Origin of the sequence: Vibrio sp. 1-1(7) (assembly GCF_013048485.1) — a bacterium.
Taxonomy (GTDB): domain Bacteria; phylum Pseudomonadota; class Gammaproteobacteria; order Enterobacterales; family Vibrionaceae; genus Vibrio; species Vibrio fujianensis.
The window spans coordinates 1,079,477-1,100,106 of the sequence record NZ_VHSP01000001.1; the positions used below are offsets into that span (position 1 = coordinate 1,079,477).

The following is a 20,630-nucleotide window of genomic DNA, read 5'->3' on the forward strand; positions in this document are numbered from 1 at the left end:
GCTAAGCCGCGAGGCTGAGTTGCGCTAAAGTCACCACAGCCTCTTCGTTTAATTGATAATCAACCCGAAAAACACGCCCATCACCAATATATTTTTTCGCAGTATGGGTCAGCTGCAACAGTAAATAACTCGCCGATTCATCCCACAAAATCAGGCGTGAGTCTTGAAAATCAAGATATCGGCGTACCCTTGGATACAGCGCTTTGAAGAGGCTTTCTTTGGCCGAAAACAGGGTGGTAATACGCTGAGTTGCACTGAGCGACAGTGAATCCAAAATGGCGGCTTCTTGCCCATCAGCAATGGCCGCTTGAATCAGAGCCAATGAATGGGCGTCGATCCAACTTTCCACATCCACTCCAAGCAGTAATGTCCCATTATCGACATATTGCGCCACCGCCAACGCGAGGTTTTTGTTGTGAGAAATCGACCCCACCACCCCTTCTGGCCACTGTGGAGCGCGATGTTTACCCACACTCAACATCTGTGGCGTCACGCCCGCCGCTTGCAATGCATCACACGCAGCAACTCGACCCGCGATAAATTCCGCCTGACGTTTCGTTACCGCACTCAGCAAGTCGTCTGGCTGTGTGAGCGAATAAGGCAGCGGCTGTTGAGGTGAATAGCGCGCAACATCAAACGGGCGCAGATGCAGCGTATACCCTCCCAATTCGATCTGCATTGCCGAGTGGAGAAAAATGTCATTCATGTCGTTCTCGACCCAAAGGAATCACTAACGGCGTATGGCTAACCGGATCGTCAATAATCACACTTTCCAAGCCAAACACTTCCCGAACCAATTGCGCACTGATCAGTTCACTGGGGTTCCCTTCAGCAATAATTCTTCCGTGTGCCATCGCAATCATATGATCCGCATAGCGACAGGCTTGATTGAGATCGTGCAGCACCGCAATCAAGGTGTGACCACGGTTACGATTGAGATCACGAAACAGCTCTAACAGCTCAATCTGATGGGCGATATCAAGATAGGTGGTCGGCTCATCGAGCAATAGCAGGGGCGTTTGCTGGGCTAATACCATTGCAATCCATACCCGCTGACGCTGCCCACCCGATAATTCATCCACCTGTCGTTCTGCCAGCGTTGCAATCCCTGTCACTTGCATGGCATGGTGTACCGCCCTTTCATCCTCCAAGCTCCATTGTCGAAACAACTGCTGATGTGGATAGCGCCCACGAGCAACGAGATCCAGCACACGAATTCCATCTGGTGCAATTGCACTTTGTGGGAGAAGCCCTAACTGACGAGCCAACGCTTTGGTAGCAAACTGATGAATATCATGACCATCAAGGCAAACCTGACCCGCTTGAGGTTTAATCAAACGACATAAGGTACGCAGCAACGTTGACTTACCACAGCCATTCGGGCCGACAATCACGGTGAATTGATGATCAGGAATACAGACATCAATATCATCAAACACGGTATGACTTTCATAGCCAAGACGTAAATGGCTACCCTGTAAACGCGCATTCTGCTTAATACTCATGACCTAAGCTCCTCAAGATTGAGCAGCTCATGGATCCATTGATTGCCGGATTGTGGCTGAGCAAAACGTTCTAACATACGCTGAGTGGTATGTGTTAACGTTTTGACCTGAGCATCCCCATACCGATCACGACGATAGCTCATCAAAACTCGGATACGATCTTCACCACCGACACGCTCTTCCATGACCTCAAACTGCAAGCCCAACGCCGACTCACTCTTCTCTGGGTCAACCTGCTCAAATCGCACCATGGTCTGCTCGCCGACCAGCTCTCCGTGCAGCTTGTTCTTCGCATGCAGTTGGATCATCACTTCAAATAGGTGCTGTTTACGTGTTCGTTCACCCAGTAAGGCATCTTCTACCCAATCAATCGGTACATCAGCATAATCTAACGATTGATTGATAGTATTTTTTATCTGTGTAATCAATTCCGCCACCGACTGTGCTTGATCAAAGTGCACCACATGCATCGCCAAGGTGGTGAAATAGCCTACCGTGTCAAAAAAATTGCCATCAATACGTCCTGACATTGGTGTTCCGACAATCAGTTTACTTGGAGCACCCAACTGTTTCAGTGCCAGCGAAATTGCGGCATAGACCACATTAAACAGTGAAGCACCTTGCTCACGAGCCAACTGATACAATCCTTGTACCACTTCGGTACTGAGTTTAAATTCTACCCAGCCACCGGCATCCGAGGGCTCAGAATTCGGTTGATTTTGCAACTCAGGCAGCAGCGGGACATGGAGTGGAACCCCCTCAAATTGAGCTAACCAATACGCTAAGTGGGATTCATTCCGTCCGCTGTCATGCTGCTGAACGGCGTATTCACTGAACGCCAATGGTTGGCTCTGCCATTGCGGCGCATAGCCTTTCGCCCTAGCCTGATACGCCTCGCGCAAATCATCCATCAGCAGGTTTACCGACCATTCATCCAGTACGACATGGTGGAACAAGAAAGATAAGTACTGCATACCCGAGGTTTGATCTCGTACAAAACGGAGTCGAACAGGCAATTCAGCACTTAAATCAAAGACGTGCGCGGCCTCTTGATTGAGTACTGCCTGACAATCAACCTGACCCGCTTCATCAGAGCGCCAAAACCAGCGATAGCCACTGAGTTCTTTTTCTGGCACCACAGACTGTTTGACCGTTTCCCCCTCCATCATAAAAAGCGTCCGCAGTGCAGAATGACGGTACATGACATCTTCAAAAGCTTGTCTGAATATCTCCTCATCAACACGATCTAAAAAACGCAGCGCGAATGGAATATTAAACAGTTCGTTGTAACCAAATGCAGCATAAGCTTTCCACAGTGACGCCTGTGCAAAAGAGAGCGGTACGTTTGTGCGTATGGGCGGAGCCCCCTCATTTTTTATCGGTTGAACGAGTGAATGGCTCAGCGCAACCGCATGATTAGCCAAGCCCCAAGCCGTTGGCTGGCTGAATAGGTCGTTGATATGCACTTTAATTTGATGTTCGCTTTTTAGCTTGCCGATCACACGGGTAGCAATCAGAGAATGCCCACCAAAATCGAAAAAATTGTTATGTACAGAAAACTCGGGCACATTAAGTGCCTGACCAAATGCCTCAGCTATCCGCTGAGCGATGTGCTCACGCTCATTCACTTGACGATCTATTGGGTGTGTCATGCGTACCCATGATGACGTGGTGGATTCAGGACGAATATCCTGCACTAGAGAATCAATAAATTGCTCAAGCAACCAGCTACCAATATACGGTGAAAGACGTTCACCCGTGGTCAGTTCAAGTAGTAAGTGGTTGTCACAGCTTATTCCTAGAGCCAGAATCAGGTCAAAGTCACTGTGCAAAGGCGCAAGACGCAGCGTTTCTGCTGGCATTTTTTCCGCACGCAAATGTATCGCAGGATCGATACTCCAAGTGACCAAGATACTCAACGCTTCAGCATGAGGGAGCGATAATGTTCCAGACTCCGCCATTTGCCACTGCTGCTCGATTTCATCCAGTAGTTCACGACGGCATTGATGGTGAGTATTAAGAGTAAAACACTGTAAGCCACTTTGCACAACGCGGCCGTTCAATTCATGATGACGTTGCATCACCTGCTTCGGAGCAAAAATTGTTTGCACCGCCTCTCCGCTCAGTTGGGCAATGAACTGGGCAAACGCGGTAATCGCCGCTCGCAACATCACGCCATGTTCAAGGCTGGCCTGTCTCCCTTGATGTTTTGTCAGTTGTTCGAAGACTTTTACAGGCACAGAGGTTCGCACTGTCTCAGCATGACGTTGAATGGTTTTCAGCCGTTCACTCCCCAGTAATTCGATACGATTACTCACCCCTTCACAGGTGGCAAGCCATTGATAGGCAGTTTTGAGTGGCTCTTGGCATAAATAGAGTGGATGCGCGAGTGGCCACACCAGCTCGTTAGGCTGCGTCCCTGCCTGAACATTGTGTTCACCATGATAAAAACGGCTCAGTAAACGAAACACCGTCTGCCAATTCAAACTTTGCTCGAGAATGCGATGGTGACGTATCGCCAGTATTGGCTCCTCACCCAATAATAAGCGAAATTCCATAGGGGCTTGCGAAGATAAGTTGATGCGCTCATGTTGCCAATTCAGCAGATACTGAATCGCTTCATCCCGACCATCGAATGGTATCAATTCGACTCTCTGCCTCTTAGATGTCTTGTGCTTAATCAGTTCAAAATCTTCCGTGAGTTGGTAGCGGCTATCGAGCATAGGCAATGATTGAATCACCTGTTCTAGGGCCTCTAAAAGTAAGGAGAGCTTGATCTCCTTAGTGAAACGGAAGGCATTCAGTCGTTGGTGGGAACAATCACCACACTGCTGATGATGTAGCCAAACCTGTTGCTCGAAATCGCTGGCTTGCACAGTCTGTTCTCTCGCACATAATGCTGTGATAACATTTGGTTCGCTCATACATCACTCCTTGTGGTTACAACCTGGAATAGGAAACGATTGAGGCTGATGAGCGGTTATCAACGATGACCGCCAGGCATTGTCAACGAATGCAATCCACTCATTTAAGGTTGGATGAGACGCCAAAGGTAAATACCCAATATAAATTCCACACTGTGCGCTGAAACGTTCACTAAGACGTAAAATAAGCAAAGAGTGGAGGCCGAGTTGATAAAGATTCGTATCAAAAGAAAAAGAATCGGTAGGCAGTGTAAGCATTTGACTCACTTCGCTTACGACCAACTGCTTTGCATCAACCATTACAAAACTCCATGAATTTTAACTAATATCAGCTTATGAACCACGGCTAACAATCGTTAGCTCACAAGCAAGAAAATTGTGGTGCCTGTACTCAGGCACCAAAGGAGATCAGAAGTCCAATTGCAAAGACACACCGACCAAGCGTGGCTGCTGAGTCACTGCCGTATGCACGTCGTTATCAGTGATCATGGTTGGTTGAGTTGAGTTGAATAGGTTAGTAGCAAACAGCGTTGCACGCCCCATGTTGAAGTTGTAGGCCAGCTGTACGTTAGTGATCCAATCTGCATCTATCTTACCCATCTCATCATTGTCATAGTACGAGTAATAATTGTCGGTGTAATTGATTGTCGTACTGAAGACGAAATCGTTGAATAAGGTATAATCCGCACCAAAGTTCATGCTATAAGACGGCGCGCGCGGCAATTCATTACCTTCGTACTCACTGCCGCTAAACTCGTTGATCTTCGTTTTCAACAAACCAAACGATGCCGACAGTTCTAGATCTGAAATTGGAAGCCAGCGCGTGCTGAATTCAGCCCCATAAGTATGCGCTTTCTCAGCATTGATGATTTTTGTCGTCCGAGCACTAATGTAAAATGGCAGTTGCAGATCATCATAATCGTTGTAGAAGAAGTTCGATGTTAGCTCCACTTTACCATCCGCTAAGCGGTGACGGGTGTACATTTCATAGCTCCAAACATATTCCTCGTCATAAGTGTACGCGGTGTAAGGTGTATCGAAGGTCATGCCGGCTCCTCCGGCGTTATACCCCTTAGCAACCATCACACCAACCGTATGATCGCGGTTAAGTTTCCAGGCCACATCCGCTTTAGGCAGAAAGACGTTGTAGGTTTCATCAAAGTCAACCGCTACCGTTGAACTGCCACCTTTACGGGTACGATGCTCCCTCTCCAGCCGCCCAGCCAAAGTTAGATCCACCGTGGGTAACACCGTATAGGTCACTTCAGCAAAAGCAGAACTGGTTTCTGTTTTGTCGTCAAATGTACTTCCACCAAACAGATAAACGTATTCGTCTTGTGAGGAGTGATAGTAGCGTAGCCCCGCTAGACCGCGCCATTGATCGTCGCTGCTGACAAAATGCATCACTGGCTCAATATGAAACTCCGCACCATCAATATTGGCATAGGGCAAATTAATCGCTGTTCGGCGATCAATGGTAAAGTCGGTGTAGGCAACTTGGTTCTCAACGCGCACATTACCCACGGTTTGATACTCTAAATCCCAAATAGCGCTGGTATTTTTTGTTTCAAATACAGGGCGACGTTCATCATATCGAGCGCTCTGATGCTCAGGCGAAGGAATCAGCGCTTCGTTTTGTGGGGCTTTACTGTCAAAGTGATTAACCGTCAGTTTGGTAGACAATCCTGGCAACGCAGAAGGTTCATATAGCAATTTACCCCGAGCATTAATGGTTTCGACATCACGCGGATCGCCAATCGGATCGTAAGATGGCATATCAACAAAGCTTTCTCTGGTTTGCCTATCTATCGACAGACGAAAAGCGAGTTCATTCTCAATAATAGGGCCAGATACAACGGCAGCAGTCTGCGCATAGCCTTGCTCACCGACAGAGCCACGAACCGAACTTTCCCAATGATAAGTAGGATCTTTCGATTGTAAAACGACCGCACCAGCCATCGCATTACGCCCCTGAATATAGCTTTGTGGGCCGCGATACACCTCAACCTGCTTCAAATCCCACAGAGATTGTGGGCCAAAGGCCAGTTCATTGTAAGTCAGCGAACGGCCATCAAGTGATACGTTCAAACGTGGACGAGTCCCGTTAAGAAAAGCGTTCGCACCACGAGCCGCGCCAGAGCCGTCAATACCACGAATCGCTGGCACATCGTTACCAATACCGACATCGACAATATTGGGTGTACTTTGTAGCAGATCCGTCACATTGGTCGCATTGGGCATTGAATCTATTTTGCTCTCATCAAATACAGTGACACTCGCACTGGTTTCTTGCATTGAACGCGTCGTTTTTTCTCCATACACAGTAATGGTCGACATCGCAACGGCTGAACGACTAGAGTTCTCTTCTGTTTGAGCCATCACTAATGGGGTATGGCATAACGTCATTATTATGCCCGACAAAATGCAGATCTTTGTCTTGATTGTGGTGGGTGGGATGCTTTGTCTAACTCGCGAGGATCCTGTCATTTTTTTCTCCTTTCATCAGTATAAACGTCATACGCTCACGTTGAATTTGCACGGCTGAGCTAACCCACGGCATACAGCAAATCGACGACGTGAATGGATCGGTTTAGTCACATTCCAAATTAAATGGATGAACTACTTTAGAACTGAGAAACTTAAATGTAAAGAATTATCATTTACATTTGGTAATGATTTGCATTTTATTTTTATTCAGAGAAAAAAGCGCTCTATGTTCGTCGAGCATCAAACGAAATGGATATCATCTTTACCGAGCAATTTTCACAAACGCGGTGTACGCGTCAGCAGCCAAAGCAGATAAAAACCACCCACAATACCTGTCATGCGACCAATCGGCAGCGTCAGATTGAGCGGTTGCAGTTGGGTGATCAGATCCGCTACCACCATCAACAAAGCGCCCATCACCGCGCAACCATACACAGGTAACTGTGAGGCTCGTAACAAGCGGCTGATCAGTTGTGGTGCTGCCAACGCAATAAATGCAATGGGCCCAGCAGCACCAGTCGCAGTCGCAGCCAATACCACCGCGATCAATAACATAACAAGACGGATATGCTCGACCCGAATCCCTAACTGAATGGCTAAATCGTCGCCCATTTCAAGCATTGCCAATGGCTTAGCCAACAACATCACCATCGGAACCAATAGCAGCGTTCCGACCATCACGGGAATCGCATGTAGCCATGTACGAGCGTGTAACGACCCTGCCAACCATAAATTGGCGGTGACCGCATTATCAATATTGCCTTTTACTAACATCAGCCCATTGAGCGCGCTCAATACCGAGCCAATACCTATTCCGGTGAGAATCAAGCGATAACCGCCGACCACTCCCGCTTTGCGTGAGAGAAGATACACCGCAACGGCAGTCACCATACCGCCAACCATCGCCGCCAGCACGACCTGCATTGGTCCTTGTTCAAACAGCACGATTTGTGCAATCGCTCCGGTCGCAGCTCCGGTAGTAAAACCAATCACATCGGGCGAGCCGAGCGCATTACGTGATACAGACTGAAAAATCCCACCCGAGACGCCCAGTGCCGCGCCAACAAATACCGCAGTCACAATGCGCGGCAAGCGAATATTCCAAACAATACGTTCTTGAACCGAGCTACCCTGCCCACCCATAACCTGCCATAAGTCCGGCATCGAGATGGTATAACGTCCTATTGTCAATGCATACGCCGCCAGCAGCACGACCAAGAGTGTTAACAGCAATAACCAACGTATAGAACTGACCGAATAACGCACGGATAATTCACCGCAGCGCCAAACTTGAGAAACCGGTTGAGAGAAACGACTCATAACTGTGCTATCTTCCATTTGCGAACCAAAACCACAAAAAATGGCCCGCCAATTAGCGCCACCATGATACCGACGCTGATTTCATCCGGATAACCAATCACACGACCGAGAATATCAGCGATGACCGTCAATAACGATGCAATCAACATCGAATACGGCAGCAGCCAGCGATGATCTGGGCCGACCCAAAAACGAGCTAAATGCGGTGCTGTCAACCCGACAAAACTGAGTGGCCCAGCGGCAGAGGTTGCCGCACCCGATAGCACCACAATCACGCTGGATGCCAATAACCAAATTCGCTGAGGATTAACCCCCAAGGCTTCACCCAAATCTTGCCCCAAAGAAACGGTATTGAGCGCTTGGCGAAGCGCCATGGAAAGTGCGAGCCCCACGGCCACCAGCAATGACACCGGCCACAGCACATCGTATCCTCGCCCTTGCAGTGAGCCGACCGCCCAATGGCGAAACTGATTAAACACTTCCTGATCGCTATTGACCGTCATGATATGAGTTAAAGCGAGCAAGACCACGGATAAAGCCGAACCCGCCAGTACCACTCGCACAGGATTAATGCCGCGGCGCAGCCCTGCTAGCAAATACACCGCGCCCCCCGCCATGGTCGCTCCCATCAAACCAAACCACATATAACCAAACACATCGGTAATACCAAACAGTGCAATCGCACTGACAATCGCAACAGTTGCTCCAGCATTAACGCCAAGAATACCCGGATCGGCCAACGGATTTCTTGTCAGCGCCTGCATCATAGCCCCCGCCACACCGAGTGCACCGCCAACGACTATAGCCAACAGAGTGCGTGGAATTCTAAGATAGTGCACCAATAGGTGTTCACTACTAGTAGGATCAAATGCCGTGATGGCTTGCCAAGTCACCGATGGTGCAACAAAACGCGTACCAATAAACACACTAAGGCAAGCACAACTGAGTAACAAAAAAAGTAACCCCACGATGCACCATCTCTTACTCTGGTTTTTTCTAACCATCACCCGATGCTCAACTATTGATCTTGTCATTGTGTCGTCTTAGTTCCCAAAACGAGCCCGAATTTGATCGATAATTTCATGAGCACTGAAATAATCAATCCGAAAGGAATTAGCCCCAAGTCCATAGACTTGATTGGCTTTGACTGACGGTAAATTCGCCAGCACAGGATCATGCAAAAATGGCGGTACTTGGGCATCAGTCGCATTGAGTAAAAACGTGGTCGAAGCGGTCATTTCTATCAGGTGTTCATAGTGTGAGCGTACAAAATCATTCAACTGAACCGAGCCTGTCTGCCAAGCAGGATTCGGCTCTTCAACATCAAACCCCAATGATTTAAGTAACATTCCATGTGAACCATTCGCTGTCGCAATCGGATTCGTCACCCCGGGGCCATGGTAGCTAATGATGTTGACCTGTCCTTTGGGCAGGGTAAGCGTCGAACGAGTATTGTCAATGAAATCATCAAACTGGCTAATTTTAGCCGCAACTTTCTGTTCAATACCCGCCACTTCACCGATTTTTTCTGCTAGTTGCTGCCAGTTCTGACCGCCGTAATCGAGCACCACCGTCGGGGCAACTTGGTGCAACACCGCCAACTGCCCCAATGCTGAGTCAGCACCACTGAGCGATACAATAATCAAATCCGGTTCATAGGCGTAAACCATCTCAAGATCCACACTGCCTGCTGGCCAAAGAGGCTCTACCCCTTTTTTCTCTGCCACCGCTTGCCACTGGGCAAAATAGTGGCCATTGCTAGTGGTGGCACTCGCCACTACCGGGGCATCCACGGCAAGTAGCGTCCCTGTGATAGACACCGACGTAGAAAGAATACGTTTTGCAGGTGCCATCAACGTTGTCGTCGAACCATCGGCATTATGAAATACCCGCGGCCAATCCTGTGCCTGAGTGGGGTAACTCATCAGCAAGGTGATGAATACTAACGTTTTAATCGCATTAATGATCATTAAGTTCCTTATGGTATGAAGCCAAGCTGCATAAACCTCTTACGTCTGATTGTGTCAAATTTTGATATTTATGCAAATGATAATGATTGCCATTAGCAAAAATAAAGCTAAACTTGTTTCGCTGTGACCTCTTACTTCGGTTTCGCACTCCTGAAAAAAGAGACACCGTAACAGTAGCACTTGAATCGGTACTTGCTTTGTCGCAACCACCTCCCTTATCACCGCTATAAGTCAAGGTTTTTACATGTCAGTTAATGGGTTAACTCCACGTTGGATGCCGCTTACTCTGCCCCAGCTCGATTTTTGGGAAGAGTTTTCACTTCATCCCGACCAACCTCTTTCTACCGTCGCACACTTTATCGAACTGAAAGGAACTATCAATGAAATCGCGCTATGTCAGGCCATAACACAAACCGCCAAAGAAACGGATGTACTCGCGCTGCGGTTTAAACTGAATGAGGATGGGAAAACACCACGTCAGGCTTATGATCCAAACCGAATCCCACAAGTTGAAGTGAAAGATTTACGCCGCTACGACAAGCCTTTCGAGCAAGCCAAAAAATGGATGGAAGACGATGTGCATGCGCGCTTAAATTTACTTCAAGATCCACTCTCCGTTCAGTGGTTACTGAAACTCAGCGATGATCACTATCTATGGTACATTCGGGCGCATCACATCATTATGGATGGCTTTGGCATGACGTTGTTTGAACAGCGCTGCGCTACGCTCTATCAACACTATGTTGAACGAACCGAACTCGGTAAACCTTTCAACGCCTTTGCGGATTTTCTGAACGAAGAACAACACTACCAATCAAGCCAACGCTGCCAGCAAGATAAAATCTTCTGGCAAGCATACCTTACTCAGTCAACCCAGCTCACCATCCTCAATAAAGAAGAGGATAGTGAGGGTGAAACACTCCATGCTGCACATGAATTAACCACGACCATGAGCGATCATATCCGTCGACTTGCACAGCACGTTGGCATCGGCTGGCCTGATTTGTTGGTCACTTTATCCGGCCTTTACTTGCACCGCTATCTCGCTAAAACGTATATGGGCGCTCACAATACTATGCCACTTTGGATTCCATTTATGAGCCGCTGGGGTAGCATTGGAGCCTATATGCCAGCACTGTTGGTTAATATTTTGCCGTTATTTATTGAAGTAGACTCTCGCATCACGTTACGAGAGTATCTGACCCAAACCTGCGCAACATTACGCCAGCTCTACGCACATGGACGCTATCGTGTCGAACAGATAGCCCGCGATCAAGGTGTAACAGAGAATAGCCGCTACTTCTTTTCACCATTTATCAACGTGTTACCCTTTGATCCACCCAAATTCATCGGCTGTCAGGTAAAACACCATGTCATCACCAGTGGTCCAGCAGACGGTTTTAACCTCACTTTTCGAGGACAGACGAATGCGGATGGCTTGGTACTCAGCTTAGATGCTGATTCACAAGCGCATCCAGCAGAAGAATTTGAACAGCATAGACAACGTGTGATGATCTTTATGAATTTAGTACTGGATGAAGATGCTCTCGATCAGCCAATCGCAAAACTCTACCAAGCTATCGAAGAGCCACATGAGTAAAGTATTAGAAGCGCTATCAGGCGCTTCAGTTACCTTTTGCTTATAGCAATTGCTGTAGCTTGTACTCAATAAAGGGATTGTCAGGCACAATCTGTTGCGCAATTTCCAATAGTTGTACGGCATCTTCAGGGTTGTCTTGCTGATGCTTCACCGCAATATCCACTAATGGTTGAATATCAATGCTTGTCTGATGTTCCTTCACATGCTCTTTTTTCTCAGCAATAAGCACATTGTGAGCTTTACTCAGCAACCCCAGACGATGAGAGGAATTGGCGTTCGCTTTGTTAAGGCGCTGGTAATAGTCCTCTTTAAAGCGCAGGGTTTTAGTTTGATGGCGAAAGTGGGCAATATCGATATGCTGATGGCAAATAAAATCGATCGCTACCTGTTTATAAAAACCGAATTTATTAAGATAGGTGGCGTGAGTACCATGGCCCATGCCAAAAACTCTTAGATGGGTCAGCTCAGGATAACGCTTCGCATGGCGTTGATCGATTTTATTGGTCGGGTCATAAATGATATAGCCTTTGGCGTTTCCCAGATCTAAGTCGTGGTAATCTCCTTCCCAATCAAACTGTTGAGCAATTTCCGTACTCGAACGAGTATCCCATGGTACTAACCTTTTGTTTTTAGTGCTCACGGGATAAAATAGCAATACTTGGTTCAATTTCAGCAAATTAGCAAAAGCGCTAACGGCAAAACCGCCTCGGCTCAGTCCGTATCCCAAACGGCATTCAAAAGGTGTCAGCAAGGTCGATAGCTGCTCGAGAAAGAAAATTAAGTTACGGCTACGAAACCAGTTACTTTTTCCTAAATGCTGAAAAGCGATAATATTCACGTTCTGTTTTTGGGCAAGACGATAACCCCAAGGCGTAAAATTTGAATGTAAGTCTTGTTCCTGTAAGTTGGTGCCCGCGGGTGAGAAAGTAAATAACAGGGGTTTATTAAGATCCACAAATTGATATTTAACGAAAATATCGTCAAGTAAATCCTCACCAGACATCGGTAACTTGGCCTGTTGATCGTCTTTGGAAAGAGACAACCATTCATCCAGCCAATACAGTAACTTCATTTATCCTCCATCTAAATTGCATTAAGCAATTGTATTAAAAATCTCGTTTTTGGTGTGTCGTCTCCCCAAACGGAGCGCTATCAATCCTCTTTTAAAAACCACTGTTTGGCTTGCTCTTGAAAGTAAGCAATATCTATCTTTTGATGATGGATAAATTGTTCTGCCATTTGGTTATAAAAATCTAACTGATTAAAATCGTGGGAATATAGGCCATGCCCCATTCCAACCACCTGAAAATGGATCAACTCTGGGTAACGTTTGGCATGCAGCCTATCGATATCATCGGTGGGATCATAAACAATATAACCTTGAGCATGACCAAGATCCTTATCATGATAGCTCCCTTCCCAATCAAACTGTTGAGCAATATCGGTACTCGAACGAGTATCCCACGGCACTCGTTTTTTATTTTTAGTACTGACGGGGAAAAATAGCAGAACATGATCAAGTTGAAGCAAGCGAGCAAATGCGCTAATAGCAAAACCGCCTCGGCTCCAGCCATAACCCAAACGGCATTGGAAAGGAGATAACAACGTCGATAACGGCTCAAGAAAAGCGATCAAAGCCGGGCTACGAAACCAATTGGTTACCCCAAGATGTTGAAAGGCAATAATATTGATGTTTTGTTGTTGAGCGAAATGATAACCCCAAGGGGCAAAATGCGGGTGTAGGTCTTGCTCCTGCACATTGGTACCAGAAGGGGAGAAAGTAAACAATAGTGGCTTAGTAACATCCACCAACTCATACCGAACAAACATATCGTCAATAAGGCTATGTCCAGATACTGGTAGGCGGTCTTGCTGCTCTGGTTGAGAAAGAGAGCCCCATTCATTCAACCAGTACAGTAACTTCATTTCACTTTCCCAACTCAGCAACACCCGCCGCGCACTTTACCAAAAAAACGCTCAAGATGATATTTGAAATCAAAATACTGACGCCCTGCTAACTCGTACACCGAGTATGCCCGGTTTAACTACTCTCAAGTAATTTTGACACTTGCTCTACATTTTTACAGGTGAGTAGTAAGCGAGCATCGACGGGCTTGTTAAACATCTGACTGAGTTGTGTCGCAATGCTTTTGATATGTGAAGGCCGCAGCCCTGCTTGAATAAATGCAGAATGTTCGGTTAATGTCGTTGCCCGCTCCCCCAACACCTGCTGATAAACACCCAGGATCACTTGCCACGGTTGCGTTTGACTGGCTAAGCGTGCGTCTCGGCTCCTCTGATACCGTTCTTCTTCTACAACCTCTTCCAAGTGTTGATCCTTTATTGATGTCAACTGGGCAAGTAAAGCTCGTTTGTCTTTTTTCCCATTTGCCGACAAGGGGAAATGCTCAAGCGCAATAAAACGCTGTGGCATATGGGATGCAGGCAAACAGTGATGAATCATTTCTCGCCACTGAGTGACACTGAAAGGCTCTCTCTCACTGACATAAAACAGTGCTAACTCCGTATCCCCCGTGAATGAATCCACATAATCAATGACCGCTAAATCGCGAACTTTGGTGGCATTGAGCAACACTTTTTCCACATCTGGCAGTGAAATTCGTATTCCTCTTACTTTGACATACCCATTGACTCTTCCTGAAAAAATAAGGCAACCATCGTCTCGATAGTAACCCAAATCCCCGGTTTTAAAGGCTCGAACCCGCTCTCCTTCGGGGGTCGTTATCTCTATAAAATCATGCTGAGCAAGCTCGCCATCCATTAGATAACCAAGCGATAAGTTAACACCGCAAATCACCATTCGACCGATCACGCCCTGAGGGCAATGTTGATGTGCTTGATTAATGAGGTAGTACTGATTCCCGGGTAGCGGCTCACCATAGGGAATCAGATTGATATCCTCATCAACCAGTTCATGCCAAATGCTCCAAATCGTGGTTTCGGTCGGCCCACCCAGTGAGAATAGTCGCGCTAAGGGTAAGCGTTCACGCAGTGTTTTAATGGTCTGCGGTTTGATGTAATCACCGCCCTGCGCTATCAAGCGCAGCGATTTCCCTTGAGACTCAGACTGACACGCCAATAACATTTCCAAAATAGCAGGAACCGAGCACCAGAGCGTGACCCGGTGACGATCGACTAACTCATTCCATTGCAAAGCATCTTTTTCTGCTTGAGGCGGAGGAATGACCAGCGATGCTCCGGCGCATAATGAACCCAGCACATCAAAAACAGACATATCATGATGAAACGGTGTCACTGACATTAATACATCACTCTCATTCACCTGCCATTTAGCCAGCGTTTGATACAACACATTGGATGTCGCTTTATTGGTGAGCACCACACATTTAGGCTGACCTGTCGTACCCGAGGTGTAGAGATAATAGGCAGGCTCCTCACTATCACTGCGTCTGCTCAAGGTCTGTTCATCTGGCAAGTTTGCTCTTTGTTGCGCCGGTTGCATCAGTTCATTCAGTGTGACGCTATGATTCCGCCCCTTAAATTCGAGTGTTTTATCTATCGTCACCACCAAAGAAGGTTGGCAGTGAGCCAATAGATAAGCTTTACGCTCCGGTGGGCTCGCGGCATCAATCGGTACCCAAACGAGGCCTGCTAATGCGCAACTTAATGTAACCATCACGTGTTCTGCACTACGTGGCAAACAAATCGCTACAACATCACCGGATGTCATCCCTCTGGCGTGTAACTGAGCGATGATGCCCGACACCTGTTGTCCGAGCTGTCGATAACTCCAACACCGCTCTTTACAAATCAGCGCGGTACGATCTTGTGGCTGCCCAAACAAGCGTTCAGCTAACGTCACAAGAAAAGGAAACGGCGCAGCCGTCGGCGGCGTATCATTGAAACGATAGTGGCTTAAATCCAGCGCTTCACGGCTATACCACTGTAAGCTCTGGCGAGCGATCATCCCCAGAGCTGCACGTTTCCAGCTTTCAAGCCAAGCCCGAACTTGCTCCACTCCCAGCGCCTGTGTGACATAATCGGCACTCATGTGCAGATTTTTCTGTGCATCGTAAGTGAAACGAAAATCGATCGCTATCTGTGGTGTTTGCGTTAAGCCGTCATATTCTTGGATAGAATGATGTTTAGGTAACGTTTCCCATCCCAGCCCATTGGTGACCACAATAGGCAGAGGAATCGTTTGGGATGGCAGTTGGCTCAACAACAAACGGTTAAGGTCAACGCCAGAGAACGCAAGATGCGCCATCCCTTCAGCAATATCTCGCTGCACGCCCAGCGCTTGATGTTGGAAATCTTGTGATTCAAGAGAGTAGTTAAGCACTAAAAAGCTGGATTGGTTACTCAATTGACCGGTTTGAAATGGCGAAACGGGCAAACCGATACACAATGCGCTCTGCGGGCACCAAACCGCGACCGTCTGCATCACCAGTGTGGTCAATAAACTATTTGGAAACAGCCGAGCCTCAGCGGCCAGTTTAAACAGAGCCCGCGCCTCTTCTCGACTTAGGGTGATCGTTTCTCTCGCATAGCTGGGCTGATAAATGGTATTAAGGGGCTGACGCCAAGGTAATGCCATAGGCTCTGTGACATGAGAGAGTTTCTTTTGCCAGTAATCTTGAGCAATACCGCGTTGCTCATCACTGGGATTTCTCGCCATCAAAACGCTAGGCATGATGAGAGGTTGAGGTGTGACCTCGAACATACGAGCAAGTATATAAGAAATGGAGTGTCCATCCGAAATCAGTGCATCAAAACTCGTCAACACCATATGGCTAAAAGCGGTACAATCCTCAACATCCTCCGCCTCTTTTGGTAGTGACACAACCCAGACTTTCCACGGTGATAAGGATAAATCATGTCGATAATGCGACACCTGTTCGATCAGTTGATCCGCCTTCTGTCGAGCCTGTGTTCGGCTTAGATCTCGCCAATCACAGTGGGTTAAATTCACCAACGCCTCGTCACTCACCCACTGAGTTAAAGCACTCTCATCGATACGTGTTCGAAGCACTGGAAGGGTCTGCACCATCGAAGCCAGACGGGTTTGCAGCAGTGCAAGATCGACCTCACCACGATAAACTCTAAAATCCTGCATAGCGACCCCGCCTAATGCTAAGTGTTCACTACGGCCAACTAAATAAGCCTGTTGTAATCGAGTCAGTGGTTGCTCACTATGACGTTTTTCTTTGGCAGGAGAGATGGTTGGCTTAGCGGCATAAGGTTGTAACAACGTCTCTGGATGCTCTGCAATATCGCTTAGTAAGTCAACATAACGCTCGAACAGAGCACGATAAAACGCTAACGGAACGCTATCAACGCGAACATCCCAATTAATCAGCACACCACTGTTGTAGGGTACAATTTGCGCATCAAGCAAAACATGCGCCCCCTGAGAGCTAGCCCATATCATGTCACCTAAGGTGTCATGCACTTGATCGGAATACAGATCACCATCGAGATTCCAACCCGAAGTAAACACCACCGGTGAAGTTTGTAGACAACCTTGCCGACGAGAAAGGTCGCGCATCACGTTCACACCACTATAATGTCGATGTTCAAGACAGGCGATGAGTTGATGCTGCGTTTGTTGACAGTGTGTCAAAATCGACGCTGTTGACGAACAATGGGCACTGAATAATGTTAGGTTGGCAAAATCACCAACGGTATGACTAAACGCTTGTGGGCGTACAAAAAGCGGCACATTGATACGCAATAAAGGCTGATTCAGTGCATTGGCTAACACTAGGTTAAACAGGCTTAATGATAGATCCGTTAAACTGATATGGTGGTGAGTTGCCAACGCGGTTAATTTTTTCCGTTGCGAGGCATCTAACTGTGCGGCTAACCGCTCGGTATGCAGAAATGGCTGAGAGCCAGCCGCTTTGTGCTCAGGTAGCTGAGGCACGGGCGCAATGTCATCTAATATTCCTTGCCAATATCGTCGATCACGGGCAATGAGTGCTTGCTGATCATCCGTCACAGACTGAGTCAGATAGCCTGAAAATGAGGGGGGCTTCTCTTGCGGGGATGATCCATGATACGCACGAACTAAATCTTCAATAATAATACGAAAACTGGGCGCATCTGCAGCAATCATGTCGATATCCACATGCAAACGAAAACCGTTGTCAGGCAGAAGTGTTAAGGTAAATTCGGCCCCTTGTCCTTGATTAAGCGCGAGTTTCTGATGCATTTTTTGCTTACGTAGTGCAGCGCCATCTCTTTCACATTCGGCCGCATTTTTTTCTCGCCAATCGATTAAAAACAATTGATGCCAATCAGACAGATCGCTAACTCGCCACTGGCCCTGTTCAGAAACCGTAAGCCTTAACATCTCATGTTGGCAAAACACGGTGTGTACCGCCTGTGTTAAACGAACAGTGTCGATTTCACGACCTTCAAATTCAATATAAAGATGAGCGGCATCACCAGTTAATGAGCTAGTAGGTTGCCGACCAATCCAATAGGCTGCCTGTAACGTTGTCATGTCATGCATGGTCATTTTTCTACGCCTCAGTTGTATTTTATTGACTGGCTATTATTGTTACAGACAAAACACAAAAATGACAATGGTTATCATTTGCATTTACATTAAATGCTTGACAACAAAATCAAGCAGTGCTGATAATCACCCAATCAACTTTTGATAATAATTATCATTTACACACCTATAAACCACCATCCCTCCAGGATACAGAGTCAGGTTGAGGAATATTCATGCCAATTTTCGACAATGTCATACGCTCTACTACCATCGGCCAATTGCCCTTTGTGGAAGCACTACTTAGCGATATCCCAACGAACGAGAAGCAAAGAGCGTTTATCAAACGACAACGTCACCAGATTGCCGCTATTCTAGAAGGTCAAGATCCAAGGCTGTTAGTGATTGTCGGCCCTTGCTCTATCCACGATCCTCAGCAAGGTTTAGAATACGCTCATAAACTTGCAGCGGTGCAAGCCCAGTATGCCGACCAACTGTTGATTGTGATGCGGACCTATTTTGAAAAGCCACGTACCCGTACTGGCTGGAAAGGTTTCATTGTTGACCCTGATTTAAATGGCACACACAACATGGTTAAAGGCCTTACGATGGCGCGAACTTTTCTACGTGAGGTGATCAGCCTTGAATTAGCAACCGCTACCGAATTTCTCGATACCCATCTCTATCCCTATTTGTGCGATCTGATCTGCTGGGGAGCCATTGGAGCCCGCACCACCGAATCTCAAATTCATCGTCAAATGGCATCAGCACTTCCGTGTCCAGTTGGATTTAAGAATGGTACCGACGGCAACGTCACTATTGCGATTGATGCCATTTATTCCGCGCAAACAGAACATGTGATGGCAATCCCCGGAACTCAAGGTGTACCAAACTTAGTCATGTCTCATGGTAACCCACACGGACACCTGATCCTGCGTGGTGGGAAAGTCCCGAACTATCATAGCCATGCGGTAATTTCCGTTGCCAAACAACTGGAAGAGAATGCACTTAATCCACGCCTTATTATTGATTGCAGCCACGGAAATAGTCTGAAAAAAGCGCACAATCAACAAGTAGTTGCTAACGATATCGCCACACAGTTGCGGGCAGGAGAAACCTGTATCGCAGGAGTAATGTGTGAAAGTTTTCTCAAACAAGGTCATCAGACATTAGGAAAAAATCCCCTGATACCGGGCCTATCAATCACTGACGAATGCCTAAGCTGGGAAAACACCTTATCCTTGTTAGAGACTCTCGCTCAGGCAATGAATGACGTAAAGAGCCAGCGCTACTCGACGGTTGCTTAATCTCAATGAGTATCTATCCATCCCAAACAACTTGGTATAGCAGGTAGTAAGCCAGTCATTGAAACCCCATGCGCATAGATAGACAATATGATAGATAGACGATGCGATTGGGGCCAATCAATATTGCCAGAGTACTGATGCGAATATCACCGACGCTTCAAGTGGTATTGGTGTTAGTTATCTAATGTCGCACCACCATCCACTCGCAAATCATGCATGGTGATGTGATTGGCGGCATCCGAGAGTAAAAACAAGATGGTGCGTGCAATATCAACAGGTTCGGCTATTTTTTGCAGCGGAATACCAAGGCGATAAGTGACGGCATCGCCAGAAATAGCCTGCGCTTCACCATAGCTCTCGGTCCATAATTGCATCTGCATATCGGTACGCGTTGAGCCCGGGCTAACAATATTACACCGCACGCCATAAGAGGCCAGCTCAATTCCAATGCATTTCACCAGCATATGCAATGCTGATTTCGAAGCGCCATAAGCGCCCATATTAGGACGTGGGGTATTGGCAGCGTTGGAGCCAACAATCACCATTGAGCCACGCTTTGCCTCTTTCATTGAATGACTTAACGCCTGCATTAGATTGAGAATACCGAATGTATTGACCATGAATGTCTCATGTATCTGCTCAAATGGCATCTCGTGAATCGCACCTAAATGTAAAATTCCAGCACAGCTTACCAGATGATCGATAGGGCCATATTGCTGCTGAAGGTCGGCCATCATATCGGCAACCCTATCAATTTGAGCCACATCTAATTCTGCACATTGCAGTTGTTGCCCGTAACTTACGCGTAATAATTCCGTATTACTTAGTAAGGTTTGCATTCGCACATCCGTTGCTACCACCTTAGCGTTCTGCTTGAGCAATTGCTCGACCACACTCAAGCCAATTCCTCTTGCCGCTCCAGTAACCAATACGGTTTGATTGTTTAACGATACATCCATTTTTATAACCCTTTATAGAATTTGTCTCTCACCATTACTGATTGATTTAACAATCCATTTTTTACCAACAAAAT

At 47.0% G+C, this 20,630-nt stretch carries 14 protein-coding genes; 2 read left to right on the forward strand and 12 right to left on the reverse strand.

The annotated features are described in order from the left end of the window. Window position 1: 1 nt before the first annotated feature. The 8 genes from FKN05_RS05045 to fepB all read right to left on the reverse strand — a co-directional run bounded on the left by FKN05_RS05045 (window position 2) and on the right by fepB (window position 10,218). Complete coding sequence (locus FKN05_RS05045) at window positions 2–706, reverse strand: 4'-phosphopantetheinyl transferase family protein (protein WP_099612165.1); 705 nt, start codon at window positions 704–706, stop codon at window positions 2–4. Next, window positions 699–1,505 carry an ABC transporter ATP-binding protein gene (locus tag FKN05_RS05050; protein WP_170887022.1) on the reverse strand — a complete coding sequence of 269 codons (807 nt, stop codon included), beginning with the start codon at window positions 1,503–1,505 and terminating at the stop codon, window positions 699–701. Before FKN05_RS05050 ends, FKN05_RS05045 begins: the two co-directional genes overlap by 8 nt. Continuing rightward, window positions 1,502–4,429: a condensation domain-containing protein gene (locus FKN05_RS05055; RefSeq protein WP_170887023.1), complete on the reverse strand. Its 2,928-nt coding sequence runs from the start codon at window positions 4,427–4,429 to the stop codon at window positions 1,502–1,504. Before FKN05_RS05055 ends, FKN05_RS05050 begins: the two co-directional genes overlap by 4 nt. Before the next feature lie 3 nt (window positions 4,430–4,432). Continuing rightward, complete coding sequence (locus tag FKN05_RS05060; RefSeq protein ID WP_099612164.1) at window positions 4,433–4,729, reverse strand: acyl carrier protein; 297 nt, start codon at window positions 4,727–4,729, stop codon at window positions 4,433–4,435. Between the two features lie 108 nt (window positions 4,730–4,837). After that, the gene (locus tag FKN05_RS05065) at window positions 4,838–6,916 is read right to left on the reverse strand and encodes a TonB-dependent receptor (protein WP_249339268.1); all 2,079 of its coding nucleotides are present in this window, start codon (window positions 6,914–6,916) and stop codon (window positions 4,838–4,840) included. A 276-nt stretch (window positions 6,917–7,192) separates the two neighbouring features. Continuing rightward, window positions 7,193–8,254: a FecCD family ABC transporter permease gene (locus FKN05_RS05070; protein WP_443083779.1), complete on the reverse strand. Its 1,062-nt coding sequence runs from the start codon at window positions 8,252–8,254 to the stop codon at window positions 7,193–7,195. Further along, window positions 8,233–9,240 (reverse strand): FecCD family ABC transporter permease, encoded by a 1,008-nt coding sequence (locus FKN05_RS05075; protein WP_249339283.1) that lies wholly within the window; start codon window positions 9,238–9,240, stop codon window positions 8,233–8,235. The genes FKN05_RS05070 and FKN05_RS05075 overlap by 22 nt, the downstream gene beginning before the upstream one ends. A gap of 39 nt (window positions 9,241–9,279) precedes the next feature. Further along, window positions 9,280–10,218 carry a Fe2+-enterobactin ABC transporter substrate-binding protein gene (gene fepB / locus FKN05_RS05080; RefSeq protein WP_425445520.1) on the reverse strand — a complete coding sequence of 313 codons (939 nt, stop codon included), beginning with the start codon at window positions 10,216–10,218 and terminating at the stop codon, window positions 9,280–9,282. A gap of 232 nt (window positions 10,219–10,450) precedes the next feature. Between fepB and FKN05_RS05085 the strand changes: the two genes are divergently transcribed. After that, window positions 10,451–11,806, forward strand: coding sequence for a condensation domain-containing protein (locus tag FKN05_RS05085; protein WP_237665807.1), 1,356 nt, complete (start codon window positions 10,451–10,453; stop codon window positions 11,804–11,806). A gap of 40 nt (window positions 11,807–11,846) precedes the next feature. On the opposite strand, the gene FKN05_RS05090 is transcribed toward FKN05_RS05085, so the two are convergent. The 3 genes from FKN05_RS05090 to FKN05_RS05100 all read right to left on the reverse strand — a co-directional run bounded on the left by FKN05_RS05090 (window position 11,847) and on the right by FKN05_RS05100 (window position 18,311). Further along, a complete protein-coding gene (locus tag FKN05_RS05090; RefSeq protein ID WP_170887025.1) occupies window positions 11,847–12,878 on the reverse strand; it encodes a cytosolic protein in 1,032 nt (343 codons plus the stop codon). Between the two features lie 80 nt (window positions 12,879–12,958). Beyond that, window positions 12,959–13,732 carry a cytosolic protein gene (locus FKN05_RS05095; protein WP_170887026.1) on the reverse strand — a complete coding sequence of 258 codons (774 nt, stop codon included), beginning with the start codon at window positions 13,730–13,732 and terminating at the stop codon, window positions 12,959–12,961. A 115-nt stretch (window positions 13,733–13,847) separates the two neighbouring features. After that, window positions 13,848–18,311, reverse strand: coding sequence for an amino acid adenylation domain-containing protein (locus FKN05_RS05100; protein WP_249339269.1), 4,464 nt, complete (start codon window positions 18,309–18,311; stop codon window positions 13,848–13,850). A 215-nt stretch (window positions 18,312–18,526) separates the two neighbouring features. Between FKN05_RS05100 and FKN05_RS05105 the strand changes: the two genes are divergently transcribed. Continuing rightward, window positions 18,527–19,597: a 3-deoxy-7-phosphoheptulonate synthase gene (locus FKN05_RS05105; protein ID WP_170887027.1), complete on the forward strand. Its 1,071-nt coding sequence runs from the start codon at window positions 18,527–18,529 to the stop codon at window positions 19,595–19,597. A 173-nt stretch (window positions 19,598–19,770) separates the two neighbouring features. On the opposite strand, the gene FKN05_RS05110 is transcribed toward FKN05_RS05105, so the two are convergent. Beyond that, on the reverse strand, window positions 19,771–20,556 hold the full coding sequence (locus FKN05_RS05110; RefSeq protein ID WP_099612158.1) for a 2,3-dihydro-2,3-dihydroxybenzoate dehydrogenase: 786 nt from the start codon (window positions 20,554–20,556) through the stop codon (window positions 19,771–19,773). Between the last annotated feature and the right edge of the window lie 74 nt (window positions 20,557–20,630).